This window comes from Bradyrhizobium sp. UFLA01-814 (assembly GCF_046718885.1).
In the GTDB taxonomy this organism is placed as follows: Bacteria; Pseudomonadota; Alphaproteobacteria; order Rhizobiales; family Xanthobacteraceae; genus Bradyrhizobium; species Bradyrhizobium elkanii.
In genome coordinates this window covers 61983-79137 of sequence record NZ_JAQOSR010000013.1, presented here as the reverse complement: position 1 = coordinate 79137, position 17155 = coordinate 61983, and the positions used below count along the sequence as shown (strand labels likewise).

General features: G+C 64.9%; 14 protein-coding genes. 9 read left to right on the top strand and 5 right to left on the bottom strand.

Translation table 11 applies throughout. The features are described 5' to 3' along the window. Nucleotides 1-140 precede the first annotated feature (140 nt). The 4 genes from PMN64_RS06660 to PMN64_RS06645 all read left to right on the top strand — a co-directional run bounded on the left by PMN64_RS06660 (nt 141) and on the right by PMN64_RS06645 (nt 8605). The gene (locus PMN64_RS06660; protein ID WP_411780126.1) at nt 141-2285 is read left to right on the top strand and encodes a methyl-accepting chemotaxis protein; all 2145 of its coding nucleotides are present in this window, start codon (nt 141-143) and stop codon (nt 2283-2285) included. 217 nt (nt 2286-2502) lie between these two features. Continuing rightward, complete coding sequence (locus PMN64_RS06655; RefSeq protein ID WP_411780125.1) at nt 2503-3567, top strand: MBL fold metallo-hydrolase; 1065 nt, start codon at nt 2503-2505, stop codon at nt 3565-3567. Between the two features lie 184 nt (nt 3568-3751). Beyond that, complete coding sequence (gene hemA, locus PMN64_RS06650; RefSeq protein ID WP_411780124.1) at nt 3752-4981, top strand: 5-aminolevulinate synthase; 1230 nt, start codon at nt 3752-3754, stop codon at nt 4979-4981. Nucleotides 4982-5095: 114 nt separating this feature from the next. After that, the gene (locus tag PMN64_RS06645) at nt 5096-8605 is read left to right on the top strand and encodes a NahK/ErcS family hybrid sensor histidine kinase/response regulator (RefSeq protein ID WP_411780123.1); all 3510 of its coding nucleotides are present in this window, start codon (nt 5096-5098) and stop codon (nt 8603-8605) included. A 181-nt stretch (nt 8606-8786) separates the two neighbouring features. Here the strand turns inward: PMN64_RS06645 and PMN64_RS06640 are convergent, their stop codons facing one another. Together PMN64_RS06640 and PMN64_RS06635 are read right to left on the bottom strand one after the other, a co-directional pair. Beyond that, the gene (locus PMN64_RS06640; RefSeq protein ID WP_411780122.1) at nt 8787-9965 is read right to left on the bottom strand and encodes a beta-propeller fold lactonase family protein; all 1179 of its coding nucleotides are present in this window, start codon (nt 9963-9965) and stop codon (nt 8787-8789) included. A gap of 193 nt (nt 9966-10158) precedes the next feature. Then, entirely contained in the window at nt 10159-10833 is a 675-nt protein-coding gene (locus tag PMN64_RS06635) for a response regulator (RefSeq protein ID WP_028338948.1), read from the bottom strand. A 316-nt stretch (nt 10834-11149) separates the two neighbouring features. Here PMN64_RS06635 and PMN64_RS06630 point away from each other — a divergent pair, with 316 nt between their 5' ends. After that, nucleotides 11150-12814, top strand: a complete 1665-nt coding sequence (locus tag PMN64_RS06630; RefSeq protein ID WP_035631004.1) for an MFS transporter — start codon at nt 11150-11152, stop codon at nt 12812-12814. 90 nt (nt 12815-12904) lie between these two features. Here PMN64_RS06630 and PMN64_RS06625 read toward each other — a convergent pair whose 3' ends face one another. The 3 genes from PMN64_RS06625 to PMN64_RS06615 form a co-directional block, all read right to left on the bottom strand. Further along, nucleotides 12905-13378: a secondary thiamine-phosphate synthase enzyme YjbQ gene (locus PMN64_RS06625; protein WP_028338950.1), complete on the bottom strand. Its 474-nt coding sequence runs from the start codon at nt 13376-13378 to the stop codon at nt 12905-12907. Between the two features lie 162 nt (nt 13379-13540). Continuing rightward, nucleotides 13541-14053, bottom strand: coding sequence for a hypothetical protein (locus PMN64_RS06620; RefSeq protein WP_028338951.1), 513 nt, complete (start codon nt 14051-14053; stop codon nt 13541-13543). A 31-nt stretch (nt 14054-14084) separates the two neighbouring features. Then, nucleotides 14085-14708, bottom strand: coding sequence for a 2-hydroxychromene-2-carboxylate isomerase (locus PMN64_RS06615; protein ID WP_028338952.1), 624 nt, complete (start codon nt 14706-14708; stop codon nt 14085-14087). 275 nt (nt 14709-14983) lie between these two features. Here PMN64_RS06615 and PMN64_RS06610 point away from each other — a divergent pair, with 275 nt between their 5' ends. From PMN64_RS06610 to PMN64_RS06595, 4 genes are all read left to right on the top strand, one after another. Continuing rightward, nucleotides 14984-15355, top strand: a complete 372-nt coding sequence (locus PMN64_RS06610; RefSeq protein ID WP_028338953.1) for an AtpZ/AtpI family protein — start codon at nt 14984-14986, stop codon at nt 15353-15355. Between the two features lie 72 nt (nt 15356-15427). Beyond that, nucleotides 15428-16177 carry a F0F1 ATP synthase subunit A gene (locus PMN64_RS06605; protein WP_028338954.1) on the top strand — a complete coding sequence of 250 codons (750 nt, stop codon included), beginning with the start codon at nt 15428-15430 and terminating at the stop codon, nt 16175-16177. Between the two features lie 56 nt (nt 16178-16233). Continuing rightward, the gene (locus PMN64_RS06600) at nt 16234-16464 is read left to right on the top strand and encodes a F0F1 ATP synthase subunit C (RefSeq protein ID WP_016847054.1); all 231 of its coding nucleotides are present in this window, start codon (nt 16234-16236) and stop codon (nt 16462-16464) included. A gap of 124 nt (nt 16465-16588) precedes the next feature. Then, nucleotides 16589-17155 carry a F0F1 ATP synthase subunit B gene (locus PMN64_RS06595; protein ID WP_411780121.1) on the top strand — a complete coding sequence of 189 codons (567 nt, stop codon included), beginning with the start codon at nt 16589-16591 and terminating at the stop codon, nt 17153-17155.

Sequence of the window (17155 nt, the reverse complement as noted above, 5' to 3'; positions counted from 1 at the left end):
GGCGATGCCCGGCAGCCCTGAATAATCCCGCAGATCGTCGCAATTTTCCCGATTTTGTTAACCGGCCGCACCGATACTCCCGCGCCGGGGAAACATCCAAGAGTAGTGGCCAAGGTAGTGGGCCAGGGGGCACGGGGGCAATGGCGTTTCGGTTCAAGCTCGGCAAACCAAATCTCAAGCGTATCCATCTGCCGCAGATGGGCGTCAGGGGCAGCCTGTTCGCAGCGTTCGCGGTGATCGCAGGCATGGCGCTGCTGATCAGCACAGGCGCCGGCATCGTGCTGCATCAGCTCGGCGGCACCATGACCGATCTCTCCGGCCGCGACATTCCGCGGCTTGCCGCGAGCCTGCAACTTGCCGCGCAAAGCGCTTCGCTCGCGGCGCAAGGTCCCGGCCTGCTCGCCGTGCAGAGCGAGGACGCGCTGAACGATCGCACCAAGAAGGTGCAGGACGTCGCGCGGCTCACCAACGCCAAGCTTGGCGAGATCATCGAGCTCGGCGCCGACAAATCCGTGGTCAGCGCGCTGCAGGAGAACGTCAAGAACACCGATGAGGCGACCAAGAGCCTGATCTCGGCGGCGCGCGAGCGGCTCGAGGTCGGTGCGTTGCGCGACAAGCAGTACAACGCGTTGCGCAAGGCGCAGGCGGCGTTCGTCTCCGCCGCAAGTCCGGCGATGCTCGACGCGCAGACCCGGCTCAACGCCATCCTCGCCGCGGCCGAGGTGTCCGCGGACGACGCAACCGAGGCGGCCCGCACCGTCGGCCAGATCAGCAACGTGCTCGCCGCCGGCAATCTGATGGCCGCCGACATGACCGCGGCGCTGTCGGCCAATTCCAGCGAAACCCTCGATGCGATCGAGGCCGAGTTCAAGGCCGGGCGCGAACGCGTCAAGTCCAACCTCGAGGACCTGCCGAACAATCCGGCGATCGTGGCGGTGCGCGACACCGCCTCGAGGCTGCTCGTGCTCGGCGAAGGCAAGACCGGCGTGTTCAAGATCCGCCAGAAGGAGCTCGACGCGATCGACTACGGCCAGACCATCCTGGAAGAGACGCGCAAGCTCAATGTCGGGCTCGGCATCAGCGTCCAGCAGCTGGTCGACGCGGTGCAGAAGGAGACCGACAGTTCGACCTTCCAGGCGCGGCAGCAGATCTCGCTCGCGACCATGGTGATGATCGGCCTCGGGGCGCTGACGCTGGTCGGCTCGTTCCTGTTCGTCTGGCTCTATGTCGGACGCAACATCCTGCGCCGCATCCGCGGCCTGCAGCGCTCGATGCAGCTATTGTCCGACGGCGACCTCGACACCGAGATCCCGCAGAGCCGCCAGCGCGACGAGATCGCCGTCATGGCCGACGCGCTGCAGGTGTTCCGCGAGAGCATGGTCGAGAGCCGCGAGCTCACGGAAAACCAGAACAAGGACCGCAGCGCCAAGGCCGAGCGCGCCTCGCGCATGGAAGCGCAGATCGTCACGTTCGAATCCAACGTCCGCGGCGCGCTCGGCAGCCTGCAGACCGCGGCGAACTCGATGCAATCGACCGCGCAGAGCATGTCGGCGACCGCCGACCAGTCGAGCGCGCTGGTCAACGCCGTCGCGTCGGCCGCCGAGGAAACCTCGGTCAACGTGCAGACGGTGTCGGCCGGCACCGAGGAGCTGTCGTCCTCGATCCAGGAGATCGGCCGCCAGGTCGTCACCTCGGCGGAGATCGCCCGCAAGGCGGTGGAGGAAGCCAGCGCCACCGACAGCACGATGCAGGGGCTCGCCGACAATGCCGCACGCATCAGCGTCGTGGTCGACCTGATCCAGACCATCGCTTCGCAAACCAATCTGCTCGCGCTCAACGCCACCATCGAGGCGGCGCGCGCCGGCGAGGCCGGCCGCGGCTTTGCCGTGGTCGCCTCCGAGGTGAAGAACCTCGCGAGCCAGACCGCAAAGGCGACCGAGGAAATCCGCCAGCAGATCGTCAGCATGCAGGAGGTGACGACGACGGCCGTCTCCGCGATCCGCAACATCTCGAGCACGATCGGCGAGATCAACGACGTCACCACCGCGATCGCCGCCGCGGTCGAGCAGCAGGGCGCGGCGACCCGCGAGATCGCCCGCAACATCCAGCATGCGGCGGGCGGCACCAGCGAGGTGTCGAGCAACATCGTCGGCGTCTCCACTGCCTCGGCCGAGGCGGGCTCCGCCGCCGGCGAGGTGCTGAGCGCCTCCGACGCGCTGCGCCGCGAGGCCGACGTGCTGCGCTCGGAGATCGACGGCTTCCTGTCGAACATCCGCGCGGCGTAGCAAACTGCGTCGTTCCGGGGCTATGCGAAGCATAGAACCCGGAACCTCGAGATTCCGGGTTCGCCTCTTCGAGGCGCCCCGGAATGACGGGCACGCATTCGCAAGACCGTTCGCTCCATCCGGGCTACGGAATTCCGGCGACTTCCCAGCGTATTCTCCGGACGACTATCTGATTTTTCGGCTGGCGCGGCGGCCCGTGTGCCGCTAAGCCGGTAGCATGCATACGAAGACCGACCCTGTGCACTCCTCGGCGGAGGCACTGCGATACCCCTGGGAGAACCATCCCGGCCCCGACCAGGTCGTGGAGGTGGCTCCCGGCGTGCTGTGGGCGCGGCTGAAGCTGCCGTTCCGCCTCAACCATGTGAACATCTATCTGCTCGCCGACGGCGACGGCTGGACCATGGTGGATGCCGGCTTCGGCAATGAGGAATCGATCGCGGCCTGGACCACGCTGTTCGAGGGGCCGCTGAAGCACGTCAAGGTCACCCGCCTGATCGTGACGCATTCGCACCCCGACCATGTCGGTCTCGCCGGCTGGATCACCGAGCGCTTCGGCTGCCCGCTGTTCATGTCGCAGGTGGAATATCTGCAGTCGGTCTATCACCAAAACCGCGGCACCGAGGAGCGGCGCAACGCGCAGCGGCTGTTCTTCCGCCGCCACGGTATGGACGAGGACCTGACCGAGAAACTGCTCGGCCGCGGCCAGGACTATTTGAAGCGCGTCTCGGTGCTGCCGCCGTCCTATCACCGCCTCACCCATGGCGACGAGGTCGTGATCGGCACCCGGCGCTTCAAGGTGATCACCGGCGGCGGCCACGCGCTCGACCAGGTGATGCTGCATTGCGCGGCCGACAAGCTGTTCCTGTCCGCCGACCAGGTGCTGAGCAAGATCTCGCCCAATGTCAGCGTCTGGGCGGTCGAGCCCGAGCAGAACTCGCTCGGCGAATATCTGGCGTCGCTGGCGAGCCTGACCACCACCCTGCCCTACGACGTGATGGTGCTGCCCGGCCACGGCGTGCCGTTCTACGGGCTGAAGACCCGGATCAAGCAGCTCGCCGATCACCATGAGGAGCGCTGCCGGCTGATCGCCGAGGCCTGCCGCGAGGTGCCGCAGACCTCCAAGGAGCTGGTGCCCGTGGTGTTCCACAAGCACGTGCTGGACGAGCACCAGATGGGCTTTGCCGCCGGCGAGTTGGTCGCCCATGTCAACTACATGCTGGTCGAGGGCCGCCTGACGGCCGAGATGCACGCCGACGGCATGTTGCGCTTCAAGACGACCTGAACCCGGCCGGGCGGCAAGGCATCGCCCGGCGATTTGACCGAAATCAAGCCGAACGGCCCCGGCTAGGGCAATTTGCCCAACTGCGGCGCATGCCCAGATGTGGGTCAATGCATGGACATTAGAGCTGGAAAAGCTCTAAGAAGAAGCAATCATTCCGGTCAGGTTCCGTTTTCTGGGTTTGCCGATGGATTACAGCCAGTTCTTCAATGCCGCCCTCAACCGCCTGCACGACGAGCGGCGCTACCGGGTGTTCGCCGACCTCGAGCGGATCGCGGGACGCTTCCCGCACGCGACCTGGCATTCGCCGAGAGGCAGCCGCAACGTCGTGATCTGGTGCTCCAACGACTATCTCGGCATGGGCCAGCACCCCAAGGTGGTCGGTGCCATGGTCGAGACCGCAACCCGGGTCGGCACCGGCGCCGGCGGCACCCGCAACATCGCGGGCACCCATCATCCGCTGGTGCAGCTCGAGGCGGAACTCGCCGACCTCCACGGCAAGGAAGCCTCGCTGCTGTTCACCTCGGGCTATGTCTCGAACCAGACCGGCATCTCGACGCTCGCCAAGCTGATCCCGAACTGCCTGATCCTTTCGGACGCGCTGAACCACAATTCGATGATCGAGGGCGTGCGCCAGGCCGGCTGCGAGCGCCAGATCTTCCGCCACAACGACGTCGCGCATCTTGAGGAGCTCTTGATCGCCGCCGGTCCCGACCGGCCGAAGCTGATCGTCTGCGAGAGCCTTTATTCGATGGACGGCGACGTCGCGCCGCTCGGCAAGATCTGCGATCTCGCCGAGCAATACGGCGCCATGACCTATCTCGACGAAGTGCATGCGGTCGGCATGTACGGCCCGCGCGGTGGCGGCATCGCCGAGCGCGACGGTGTGATGCATCGGATCGATATCGTCGAGGGCACGCTGGCGAAAGCCTTCGGCTGCCTCGGCGGCTACATTGCAGGCCGCGCCGAGGTCATCGACGCGGTGCGTTCCTATGCGCCGGGCTTCATCTTCACCACCGCGCTGCCGCCGGCAATCTGCTCGGCCGCGACGGCTGCGATCCGGCACCTGAAGACCTCGAACTGGGAGCGCGAGCGCCACCAGGACCGTGCCGCCCGCACCAAGGCGATCCTGACCGCCGCCGGCCTGCCTGTGATGTCGAGCGACACCCATATCGTGCCGCTGTTCGTCGGCGATCCCGAGAAGTGCAAGCGCGCCTCCGACCTGCTGCTCGAGGACCACGGCATCTACATCCAGCCGATCAACTATCCGACGGTCGCCAAGGGCACCGAGCGGCTGCGCATCACGCCCTCGCCCTACCATGACGACGGCCTGATCGACGCGCTGGCCGAGGCGCTGCTCCAGGTCTGGGACCGGCTCGGCCTGCCGCTGCGCCAGAAGTCGCTTGCCGCCGAGTAACCCTATTCGTTTCCGACCCCGAATTTGGGCCGGCCGTGCATCGCGCGGCCGGCCCTTTGCGTTATATAATCCGGTATCCGGCCCCTTCCCCGGCCTGGACGGAGATAAGCAGCGATGCTGCACGACTGGGGCGTAATCGCCACGGCGTTCGCCTACATCGGATTGTTGTTCTTCATCGCCAGCCGCGGCGACCGCACGTCGCCGGGCGAGCGCGGCCGTGCCAGCCAGTGGATCTATCCGCTGTCGCTGGCGATCTACTGCACCTCCTGGACCTTCTTCGGCTCGGTCGGCTTCGCCACCCGCACCAGCATCGACTTCCTGGCGATCTATGTCGGCCCGATCATGATGGTCGGACTGTGCACGCCGCTGCTGCGCCGGGTGATCGCGCTCGCCAAGTCGCAGAACATCACCTCGATCGCCGACTTCATCGCCGCGCGCTACGGCAAGAGCCAGGCGGTGGCGGCGACCGTGGCGCTGATCGCGATCATCGGCTCGGTGCCCTACATCGCGCTGCAGCTGAAGGCGGTGGCGGCGTCGCTGGAGACCATCCTGAGCGAGGACCAGGCGTTCTCGAAAATTCCCGTTATCGGTGACATCGCGCTGATGGTGACGCTGGCGATGGCGGTGTTCGCGGTGCTGTTCGGCACCCGCCACACCGACGCGACCGAGCACCAGCACGGCCTGATCCTGGCGATCGCGGCCGAGTCCATCGTCAAGCTGGTCGCCTTCATCGCCGCCGGCGCCTTCGTCACCTTCTGGATGTTCTCGCCGGTCGAGCTCTACGAGCGCGCCCTGAAGACGCCGGAGGCGGTGCGCGCGATCGAATATGTGCCGTCGATCGGCAATTTCCTGATCATGACGCTGCTGTCGTTCTGCGCGGTCATGCTGCTGCCGCGCCAGTTCCATGTCAGCGTGGTCGAGAATTCGACGCCCGCCGAAGTCACCCGGGCGCGCTGGCTGTTCCCGCTCTACCTCATCGCCATCAACCTGTTCGTGATTCCGATCGCGATCGCCGGCCTTGTCATCTTCCCGTTCGGCGCGGTCGATGCCGACATGTTCGTGCTGGCGCTGCCGATCGAGGGCAATTCGCAATTGCTCAGCCTCGCCGTGTTCGTCGGCGGGCTGTCGGCGGCGACCGCGATGGTGATCGTCGAATGCGTCGCGCTGTCGATCATGGTCTCCAACGACATCGTGCTGCCGCTGGTCCTGCCGCGCAGCGACGATGCCAGCGCCGGCCAGAAGGACTTTGGCGATTTCCTGCTGAAGGCGCGCCGCTTCTCGATCTTCGCCATCATGGTGCTGGCGTATTTCTACTATCGCGCGCTCGGCAACACCCAGCTGGTCGCGATCGGCCTGTTGTCGTTTGCTGCGATCAGCCAGCTGGCGCCGGCGTTCTTCGGCGGCCTGTTCTGGCGCAGAGCCACCGCCCGCGGCGCCATGGCGGGCATGCTGGTCGGCTTCGCGACGTGGCTCTACACGCTGTTCATCCCGAGCTTCCTGGAAACCTCGACCGCCGGCCTGATGCTGCTGCAGCACGGGCCGTTCGGGATCGAGGCGCTGCGGCCGCAGGCGCTGTTCGGCGCCGACCTGCCGCCGCTGCTGCACGGCGTGCTGTGGAGCCTTGCGCTCAACATCCTCACCTATGTGCTGTTCTCGCTGGCGCGCGCGCCGTCCTCGATCGAGCTGTTGCAGGCCGACGTGTTCGTGCCCAACGCGCTGGCGCCGATCGCGCCCAGCTTCCGGCGCTGGCGCACCACGGTGACGGTGGAGGACATCCAGAGCACGGTGACGCAATATCTCGGTCCCGACCGGACCCGCGAGGCCTTCGCTTCCTTCGCCGTCGACCGCAACATCGTGCTGCTGGCGTCGGCACCGGCCGATTTCGAGCTGCTGCAGCATGCCGAGCGGTTGATCGCCTCCTCGATCGGGGCGGCGTCCTCGCGCCTCGTGATGTCGCTGCTGCTGCAACGGCGCACGGTGTCGGCCAAGGCCGCGCTGAAACTGCTCGACGACTCCCACGCTGCCCTGCACTTCAACCGCGAGATCCTGCAGACCGCGCTCAATCACGTGCGCCAGGGCATCGCGGTGTTCGACGCCGATCTGCAGCTGATCTGTTCCAACCGCCAGTTCTCCGAATTGCTGGGGCTGCCGCAGCATCTGGTGCAGCTCGGCATCCCGCTGTCCGAGATCCTCGAATTCATGGGCGCGATCAGTCCGCCCGCGTCCGGCGACGGCGACAGCCTGCTGCAGGCCCGCCTGCGCGCCTACACCACCGAGGGCGAGCCCTATCTGGAACGCTTCACCGACCGCCATCTGGTGATCGAGGTGCGTGCCAACCGCATGCCGGGCGGCGGGCTCGTCATCACCTTCTCCGACGTCACGCCGAGCTTCGAGGCGGCGGAAGCGCTGGAGCGCGCCAACGCGACGCTGGAGAAGCGGGTGCGCGACCGCACCGAGGAGCTGACGCGGCTGAACTCGGAGCTCGCGCTCGCCAAGGGCATCGCGGAAGACGCCAACGCCTCCAAGACGCGCTTCCTGGCGGCCGCCAGCCACGACATCCTGCAACCGCTCAACGCGGCGCGCCTCTATGTCACGAGTCTGGTCGAGCGCCAGAACGGCGGCGAGGATTCGCGCCTGGTCGAGAACATCGACGACTCGCTCGAGGCGATCGAGGACATCCTGGGCGCGCTGCTCGACATTTCCAGGCTCGACGCCGGCGCCATGACGCCGGCGATCACGAGCTTCCGGATGGCTGACCTGATGCGCTCGCTGGAGATCGAGTTCATGCCGATCGCCCGCGACAAGGGCCTCGACCTGCGCTTCGTGGCCTGCTCGCTGCCGGTCGAATCCGACCGCTCGCTGCTGCGCCGGCTGCTGCAGAACTTCATCTCCAACGCGATCAAATATACCCCGCGCGGCCGCGTCCTGATCGGTTGCCGCCGCCGCGGCGCCACGCTCCAGATCAGCATCTTCGACACCGGCGTCGGCATTCCCGTGCAGAAGCGCGGCGAGATCTTCAAGGAGTTTCATCGTCTCGAGCAGGGCGCCCGGATCGCGCGCGGCCTCGGCCTTGGCCTGTCGATCGTCGAGCGGCTGGCGCGGGTGCTCAACCACCGCATCGCGATCTCGGCCAATGTCAGCGGCGGCTCGGCGTTCTCGGTCACCGTGCCGGTCGCGACCGCCGTCAACCATACCGCGGCCGTCACCACCGCGACGCCGCTGTCGAAGACGCCGATGAGCGGCTCGCTGATCGTCTGCATCGAGAACGATCCCGCCATTCTCGACGGCATGAAGACGCTGCTGACGGCGTGGGACGCGGAGGTGATCGCGGTGCTCGATGCCGACGGCGCGATCAGCGCGATCGAGGCCGCCGGCGGCCGCGTCACCGGCGTGCTGGTCGACTATCATCTCGACCGCGGCAACGGCGTCGCCGCGATCCGCGAGATCCGCCGCCGCTTCGGTGACGGCATTCCGGCGATCCTGATCACCGCCGACCGCAGCCCCGCGGTGCGCGCCGCCGCGCGCGAGGAGAACATCGCCGTGCTGAACAAGCCGGTCAAACCCGCCTCGCTGCGCGCCCTGCTCGGACAATGGCGCACCCAGCAGATGGTGGCGGCTGAGTAGCGCGGCGGCGCAATCCGGGCGCGCATCTTGCTTTGGATCATGATGCGATTGGATCGAATCGCATCATGAAGGCGCCGCAAAGACACGGCGCTCCCTCCGCAAGCGCGAGAGGTGAAGCGAGCCGCGGAGTGGCCGGCTCAACCGAAAATCACATGCTCCAGCAAGATCGCCAGGTGTCGGTTCAGTTCGGCCCCATTCCGGCCGACGCCGGGTGCCCTGGCACCTGAAAGCGCTTGCCTGTGTCGGCAACGTTGGTTCCGTCGACCTTGAGGATCGAGAAATCCTGGCTGAGGTAGTTCCCGACCAGGATGTATTTTCCGTCAGGCGTGAAGACCGCGGCCTCAGGCAGTCCGCCGACTTCGATATCTCCGGTCTTGGTCACCTTCTTGCCGTCGATCTTCAGGACCGAGACGCTGCCGTTCTTCTCATGGAAGAACGCATTCTTCATGTTCGAGCCGCGCAGGATCACCGAGACTGCGAGATCCCCCTTCGGGCTGACGCCAAGCCCCTCCGGTCCATCGCCGACCACCACGCGATCGATGATGCGCGGCGGCTTCGCTTCGAGATCGATGACGCTGGCCGTGTCGACGCTGCCGTCCGACGCGCCCGCGTTGCCATTGTCCGACGTCAACGCGATCTTGCTGTTCGGGGTCACTGCAACGTTGTAAGGCCATTGGCCGACCGGCAGGTCTATCTTGGTGTAGGTGACTTTGTCGCCGGCGATATCGAGCACCGATATCTTGTGCCCGGGAAAACGCGCGACCAGCGCGTGCTTGCCGTCTGGCGCGAACGCGACATGTGCGACACTGTCAGGCATCGATATCGTGTCGGTGATCTTGACGTCGGTGCCGTTGACCGAAAGTACGCTGATCGAATTGTCCCCGCGGTTGGCAACCAACGCCATCCTGCCATCGGGACTGAAGCTCAAGCCTGATGGCTGCTTTCCGCCGGCAATGGTCGCTGCCAGCTTGGGCGGGGTCGCCTTGAGATCGATCACATAGATCTTGTTATCCGGCACCTGCTTCAGAGCATCGCCTTCCTTCACCACGTCGACCGAATCCGCGACCAGCGCCACCGTTCCGGTCGGATCGATCGCGACGTTGACCGGGGGGCCGACTACCGAGTTCTTCAATGGGAGAGAAGCCGCAATCTTCGGGTTCTCGGGATCGGCGAGATCGACGATCAGCACTTGATCCTTGCCGGGCGCTGACAGCACCGGCTTGCCGTCGTCGTCCCACAACAGCTTCTCGTCCAGGCCGACGATCATCAGCGGCTTGGCCTGAGCGCAATTGAAAGCGCTGGTACCGAGAAGGATTGCCGCAGCCAGAGACAGTCCGGCGACGCGAGTGACGGAAATCATGGCGTTCTCTCCAAAAGCACGCGGCCTCTCACGGGCCGATGCCGGACAGGATACTCGGTTTTCGACCGACGTGCAGTTTGAATGGGATCTGGATGGCTGCGCGGAAGCGTGCCATCGGGCGCGCTTTCGCGCCACCCGTCGTCTCGCAATGCCGTGGCCCGAGCCCGGCAATCACAGCTGGAGTTGCTCGGGACTATGTCGGCGGCGTGCCCTGGCGCCACTGGCCGCCGGCGATCTTGGCGGCGGCGATCACGGCCTGGGTGCGGCTTTCGACGCCGAGCTTCTGCAGGATGGCCGAGACATGCGCCTTGATGGTCGCTTCGGAAACGCCGAGCTCATAGGCGATCTGCTTGTTGAGCAGCCCCTCGGACAGCATCATCAGCACCCGCACCTGCTGCGGGGTCAGCGTCACCAGCCGGTCGCGCAACCGCGTCATGTCGGGATCGCCAGCCGCCGACAGATCAGTGTCTGGCGGCACCCAGACGTCGCCCTCCATCACCTTCATGATGGCATCCCGCAACGTCTCGACGCCGAAGCGCTTGGGGATGAAGCCGGAGGCGCCGAAGTCGAGCGAGCGGCGGATGGTTCCGGCATCGTCACTGGCGGAGACGATGACGACAGGGATCGCAGGGTATTGCGCCCGCAGATAGATCAGGCCGGAGAAGCCGCTGATCCCCGGCATGCTCAAATCGAGCAGGATCAGGTCGACCTCGGAGTCCCGCTCCAACAGCGCGGTCAGGTCCTCGAACGATCCGGCCTCGCTGATCGTGGCCGATCTCACGACGCTCGACACCGCCTGACGCAACGCATCGCGGAACAGCGGATGGTCGTCGGCGATGACAAGATGAGTATTGGCAGCAGCAGTCATCTCAGTCCCACAAGCGGGCTTTAGGCAAACCCGCGTCGCTCGGTTTTCGCCCGCGCGGCAGTATCACGCAAGCGCTTGATAATACCAGATGCCAACGCGGTTAACCCGCGCAGCTTGTGCGCCGCAATAGACGCCTGCGGAGGCGTTCCATCCTGCTCTTCCTTCAGAAGATAGGTTCGATCCTGAAAAGGCCAAAAGTCTTATTGGGGCGGGTTTCACTGCGATGTTACCTTCATCTTAAGCCGAGGGCCTATTCGGGCCTCACCCGCCAGCCGGGGGCGAGCATGGCAGCAATATTTCGGGGGGAGCAATCCAGATGTCCACTATGACTGCAACTTCGGCGCGGCCCGCCGGCATGACAAAGGATGAGCGTTTCGTCATCCTCGCGTCGTCGCTCGGTACCGTGTTCGAGTGGTACGACTTCTATCTCTACGGTTCGCTGGCCGGCATCATCGGCGCGCAGTTCTTCTCGGACTATCCGCCGGCGACCCGCGACATCTTCGCGTTGCTGGCATTCGCCGCGGGCTTCCTGGTGCGCCCGTTCGGCGCGATCGTGTTCGGCCGGGTCGGCGACATCGTCGGCCGCAAATACACCTTCCTCGTCACCATCCTGATCATGGGTCTGTCGACCTTCATCGTCGGCCTGTTGCCCAACGCCAAGACCATCGGCATCGCGGCGCCGATCATCCTGATCTCGCTGCGCCTGCTGCAGGGCCTCGCGCTTGGCGGCGAATATGGCGGTGCCGCGACCTATGTCGCCGAGCATGCCCCGCCCGGCAAGCGCGGCTACTACACCTCCTTCATCCAGACCACGGCAACGCTCGGCCTGTTCCTGTCGCTGCTGGTGATCCTGTTCACGCGAACCCTCACCGGCGAAAAGGATTTCGCCGACTGGGGCTGGCGCATTCCGTTCCTGGTGTCGGTGCTGCTGCTCGGCATCTCGGTCTGGATCCGGCTGCGGCTGAACGAATCGCCGGTGTTCCAGCGGATGAAGGAGGAGGGCAAGACCTCCAAGGCGCCGCTGACCGAGGCCTTCGCGACCTGGAGCAACGCCAAGATCGTGATCCTCGCGCTGCTCGGCCTGACCATGGGCCAGGCGGTGATCTGGTACACGGGCCAGTTCTACGCGCTGTTCTTCCTGCAATCGATCCTGAAGGTCGACGGCTATACCGCCAACCTCTTGATCGCCTGGTCCCTGTTGCTCGGCACCGGCTTCTTCCTGGTGTTCGGCGCGCTGTCGGACAAGATCGGCCGCAAGCCGATCATCCTGGCGGGCTGCCTGATCGGCGCACTCACGCTGTTCCCGATCTTCAAGATGATCACGACCAACGCCAATCCGGCGCTGGAGAAGGCCTATGAGACGGTCAAGGTGCAGGTGGTTGCGGATCCCGCCGGCTGCGGCGATCTGTTCAACCCGGTTGGCACCCGCGTCTTCAGCGCGCCCTGCGACACCGCCCGCGCCTTCCTTGCCCAATCGTCGGTGAAATACTCGACGGTGCCGGGCCCGGCCGGCTCGCCGGTGAAGATCCTGATCAACGACAAGGAAGTGCCGTATACGGACGCCAAGACGTCGAACCCCGCAATCCTCGCGGCGGTGCAGGCGGCGGGCTATCCGAAGCCGGGTGACGCCGGCATCGTGAAGATGTCGCACCCGTTCGACGTCTTCCGTCCGCAGGTGGCCGCGGTCATCGGCCTGCTATTCATCCTGGTGCTCTACGTCACCATGGTCTACGGCCCGATTGCCGCCATGCTGGTCGAACTGTTCCCGACCCGCATCCGCTACACCTCGATGTCGCTGCCCTATCACATCGGCAACGGCTGGTTCGGCGGCCTGCTCCCGGCGACCGCGTTCGCGATCACCGCATCGACCGGCGATATCTACTCCGGTCTCTGGTATCCGGTCATCTTCGCCGCAATCACCGTCGTGGTCGGCGCGCTGTTCATCCCGGAAACCAAGGACGTCGACATCACCAAGACCTGACCGGTCGACATCCCAGTCAAAATGCATCGGCCGCGGAGCGATCCGCGGCCGATGTCGTTTTAGGAGCCGAAGCCGGATGACATGCGCCCGTCAGCGCGTGGCGCCGATGAATTGCAGCACGATCTCGCGCCGGTGCGCCCGGGCGCGATGCTCGATCAGATAGATGCCTTGCCAGGTGCCGAGCGCCATCTCGCCGTCGAGCACGGGGACCTGCAGCGAGGTCGACGTCAGCATGGTCTTGATGTGCGCCGGCATGTCGTCGGGACCTTCGGCGTCGTGACGCCAGCCGCCGTCTTCAGGCGCCGCGCGATCGAGCGCCATCATCAGGTCGAGCAGCACGGTCGGATCGGCATTCTCCTGGATCGTCAGCGAGGCCGAGGTGTGACGGATGAACAGCGTCACCGCGCCCTCGCCGGCGCGCACCTCGCGCAGGAATTTGACGACCTCGCGCGTGATGTCGGTGAATCCGGCGCCCGACGTTTCGACCGTCAATCGCGACGACACGATGCTGGTTGCCGCGACGGAGGACGGCGCCGAGTGCGTGATCATTTTCGCCGAACTCATCTGCAGCCTCTCAACTCGTCGTCCCGGCGAAAGCCGGGACCCATACTCCGCGGCCCCTCATGTTCAAAGACTCGGAGTGGATATTCTTTGTAACCATACGCTCCGGTGGTTATGGGTCCCGGCTTTCGCCGGGACGACACCGTGGATGTTGCAAACGCCGTATCAAATCTTGCCGCCATTGACGTCGCGCTGCACGCGGTTGGCCATCTCGATCAGCCGCCGCCAGGCCCGCTCCACGAACGACATCATGCGATCCATGTCGCGGTCGCTCGGCAGCGGGATCTCGATCTTGCGCTCGCCCTCGGCGCTCTTCGGCTCTGGCTTCTTCAACGAATCCGATTTCGGCAACGCTTCGTCGGTCTTGGCCGACGGTGCGTGCGCGGCGAGCTCGCCCTTGAGCTTGTCATTGTCGGCCTGCAGACGCCCGATCTCGGCATCCAGCGCCGCCCGCTCGTCCGGCACCATGTAACAGGCCCAGCCGGCGCTGGAATTGGTGCAGGTCGACACCGCGCCGGTGCGCGTGTCGAGCCGCAGGAAACCGTCGCCGGCCGGAGACAATGCGTAGCGGCCATTCTCGGTGTCCGGTGCGGTTTGCGCGATCGCCGCGCCGCCGCTTGCGATCAGGATGGCAGCAATTGCGATGGACAATTTCGACGGCGACATCGCGATGGGCATGGCTTGCTCCGCCTCAACCTGATTCCTGCCCCTACACAACAGAGCTATAGGGCTTGCGGCCCGACTTCAACGCGTCTTCAAGCAATTCGATCCGGTCCTGGCCCCAGAACACCTCGCCGTCGAGCACATATCCCGGCGAGCCGAACACGTCGGCGTCCAGTGCATTCTGGCGATTCTGCTCATAGGTCGCGCTGATCGCTTCAGTGCCGGAGCGCTCCACCAGTTGCCGGCCGGGCAAACCTGCATCATCGGCGAGCTTCACCAGTGTCGCGGGATCGGCAAGGTTGAGCTGCTGCTCCCAGACCGCAGGATAAGCCCGTTGCAGGAAGGGCTCGGGGTCGAGGCCGGCCTCGAGCACCGCGATCACGACGCCATCGGCAAGCCGTCCGTTGAATGGCCAGTTGGCCGGCTGCAGATGAAAATTCAGCCCGCGCTTGTCGCGCCAGCGCTGCAACTCGATCATCCGATAGCGCTGCCGCACCGGATGGCGCTTGGCGAGCGGCAGCCCGCCAGTTTCCGAGAACAGATCGACCAGCAGCACAGGTCGGTAATTTACCTTGAGATCGTAAGTGCTTACGAGTCGAACGAAGGGCTTGTGGCCGATATAGGCCCAGGGGGATTGCAGCGAGAAGTAGTAGTCGATCTGGCGCGGCATGCGGAACCTGACTGCATGAGAGGGACGGGACTTTCGGCGATCCCAGCAGAGCGGGAAAAGCCGCGCAATATCGCTCAATGCCACGCAAGCTGTTGCACTGCGATCACTGCGTCACTCTGACCTTGAATATCTCCAAATAAAACCAGCAGAATCAAAGCAATAACTGGTTACGACGCAATCTTGACTTGATTAGACGCGGTAAGTATGGTCCGCGCGGCTTTTGACGGGGACGGGCGCAATTTCCATCATCCGCGGCATCGGTTAGTGTTTGCAGCATGGCTGAGAACACCAACGACGGCGCAAATGGAAGTCGCGATCAATCGCCTCCTGACGAAGCTGCGCTTTCCGCAAGGCTCGGAAGTCTCGATCATCGGTTGTCAGAAATTCGCGACAGCCGCAGGAGCAAGACTGATCAATCCGGTAATGAAAGCGGGGACAGTGCCGCCAGAGCTTCGGCGATGGCGCTCGGTTTTCGTCTTTCCTCGGAGCTGATCGCGGGCGTTGCCGTCGGAGCGGCGATTGGCTGGGGGTTCGACCGTTTGCTGTCGACGTCGCCATTCGGCTTCATCGTGTTAACGCTGCTCGGCTTCGTCGCCGGGGTGGTCAACGTGGTGAGGTCCGCGGGCGTGGCCTCGGGCAAGCGCTGAGCGCTGGCGGGAAGTCACGACATTTGAAATTCGATTACCGGCACGATAGCCGGTGGACCAAGAGCCGCGCGGATGAAAATCGACCCGATCCACCAGTTCAATATCGAGCCCCTCTTCACGCTCGGCCACATCGGCAATCACACGATCGCCTTCACCAATTCGTCGCTCTTCATGTTCATCGCGGTGCTGCTGATCGCGCTGCTGATGCTGGCGAGCGGCCGGGAACTGGTTCCGGGACGGCTGCAGTCGGTCGCCGAAATCTCCTACGAGTTCGTCGCCACCACGATTCGCAGCACGGCCGGCGCGGAAGGCATGAAGTTCTTCCCGCTGATCTTCTCGCTCTTCATGTTCCTCTGCGTCTCGAACCTGGTCGGCGTCATTCCCTACACCTTCACGATCGCGAGTCATCTGATCGTCACCGCGGCGCTCGCGCTTCTGGTGTTCTTCACCGTCCTGATCTACGGCGTCTACAAGAACGGCCTGAAATTCTTCAGCATCTTCGTCCCCCACGGCGTTCCGATCTACATCCTGCCGCTGGTCATGTTCATCGAGATCCTGTCGTTCTTCCTGCGGCCGGTCTCGCACAGCGTTCGTCTGTTCGCCAACATGCTGGCCGGCCACATCGCGCTGAAGGTGTTCGCGGGCTTCGTCGCGATGCTCGGCTTCTCGCTGGGCGCGCTCGGCTGGGTCGGCGGCGTGCTGCCGCTGGCGCTCACGATTGCGCTGTACGCGCTCGAACTGCTGGTCGCGTTCCTGCAGGCCTACGTGTTCGCGATCCTGACCTGCATCTACCTCAACGACGCCATTCATCCGGGACACTAAGCGGTCCGGGGAATCTCCACCCACCAATCTGTCTATCTTTCCTCAAGGAGCTACATATGGAACCGGCAGCAGCAAAACTTATCGGCGCGGGCATCGCGTGCATCGGCATGGGCGGCGCGGGCGTCGGCGTGGGCATCATCTTCGGCAACTACCTCGCCGCTGCGGTGCGTAACCCGTCGGCCGCTCAGGGCCAGTTCGGCAACCTGATCTTCGGCTTCGCCGTGACCGAAGCGCTCGGCATCTTCTCGCTGCTGATCGCGCTGCTCCTGCTGTTCGTTCCGCTCTGAGCGGCACCCCGGTTCCGCTCTGCGGTAACCCGGTTCCGCTTTGCGGTAACCCCTTCGCGCCGCCCAAAGGTCGTCCCAAAGACCATCCCAAGGGCGGCGCGCATGACAGCAACAGGAGAACACCATGGCTGAGAGTCATGGCGAGGCAAAAGGCCAGAAAGCCGGCGCCCACACCGAGACCGACGGCGGACATCACGGCGGAGCCTTTCCGCCGTTCGATTCGTCCAATTTCGCCTCGCAGCTGGTGTCGCTGGCGATTGCATTTGTCGCGCTCTACCTGATCGTGTCGCGTTTCGCCCTGCCGCGGGTCGGCGGGACGATCGACGCACGTCAGAACAAGATCGAGGGCGATCTGGCCGAAGCGCAGAAGCTGAAGGACGAGTCCGACGCGGCGCTGAAGGCCTACGAGACCGAGCTGGCGAATGCGCGCGCCAACGCGCAGGCGATCGGCAACGAGACCCGCGAGAAGCTGAACGCGGCCTCGGAAGCCGAGCGCAAGGCTCTGGAAGAGAAGCTGGCGGCCAAGCTCGCCGACGCCGAGAAGCAGATTGCAACGACGAGGACCAACGCCATGAGCAACGTCCGCGGCATTGCGGCGGATGCGGCCGGCGCCATCGTCCAGCAACTTGCCGGCGTCACGCCGGACCTCAATGCGGTCAACAGCGCCGTCGATGCGTCGCTGAAGGGATAG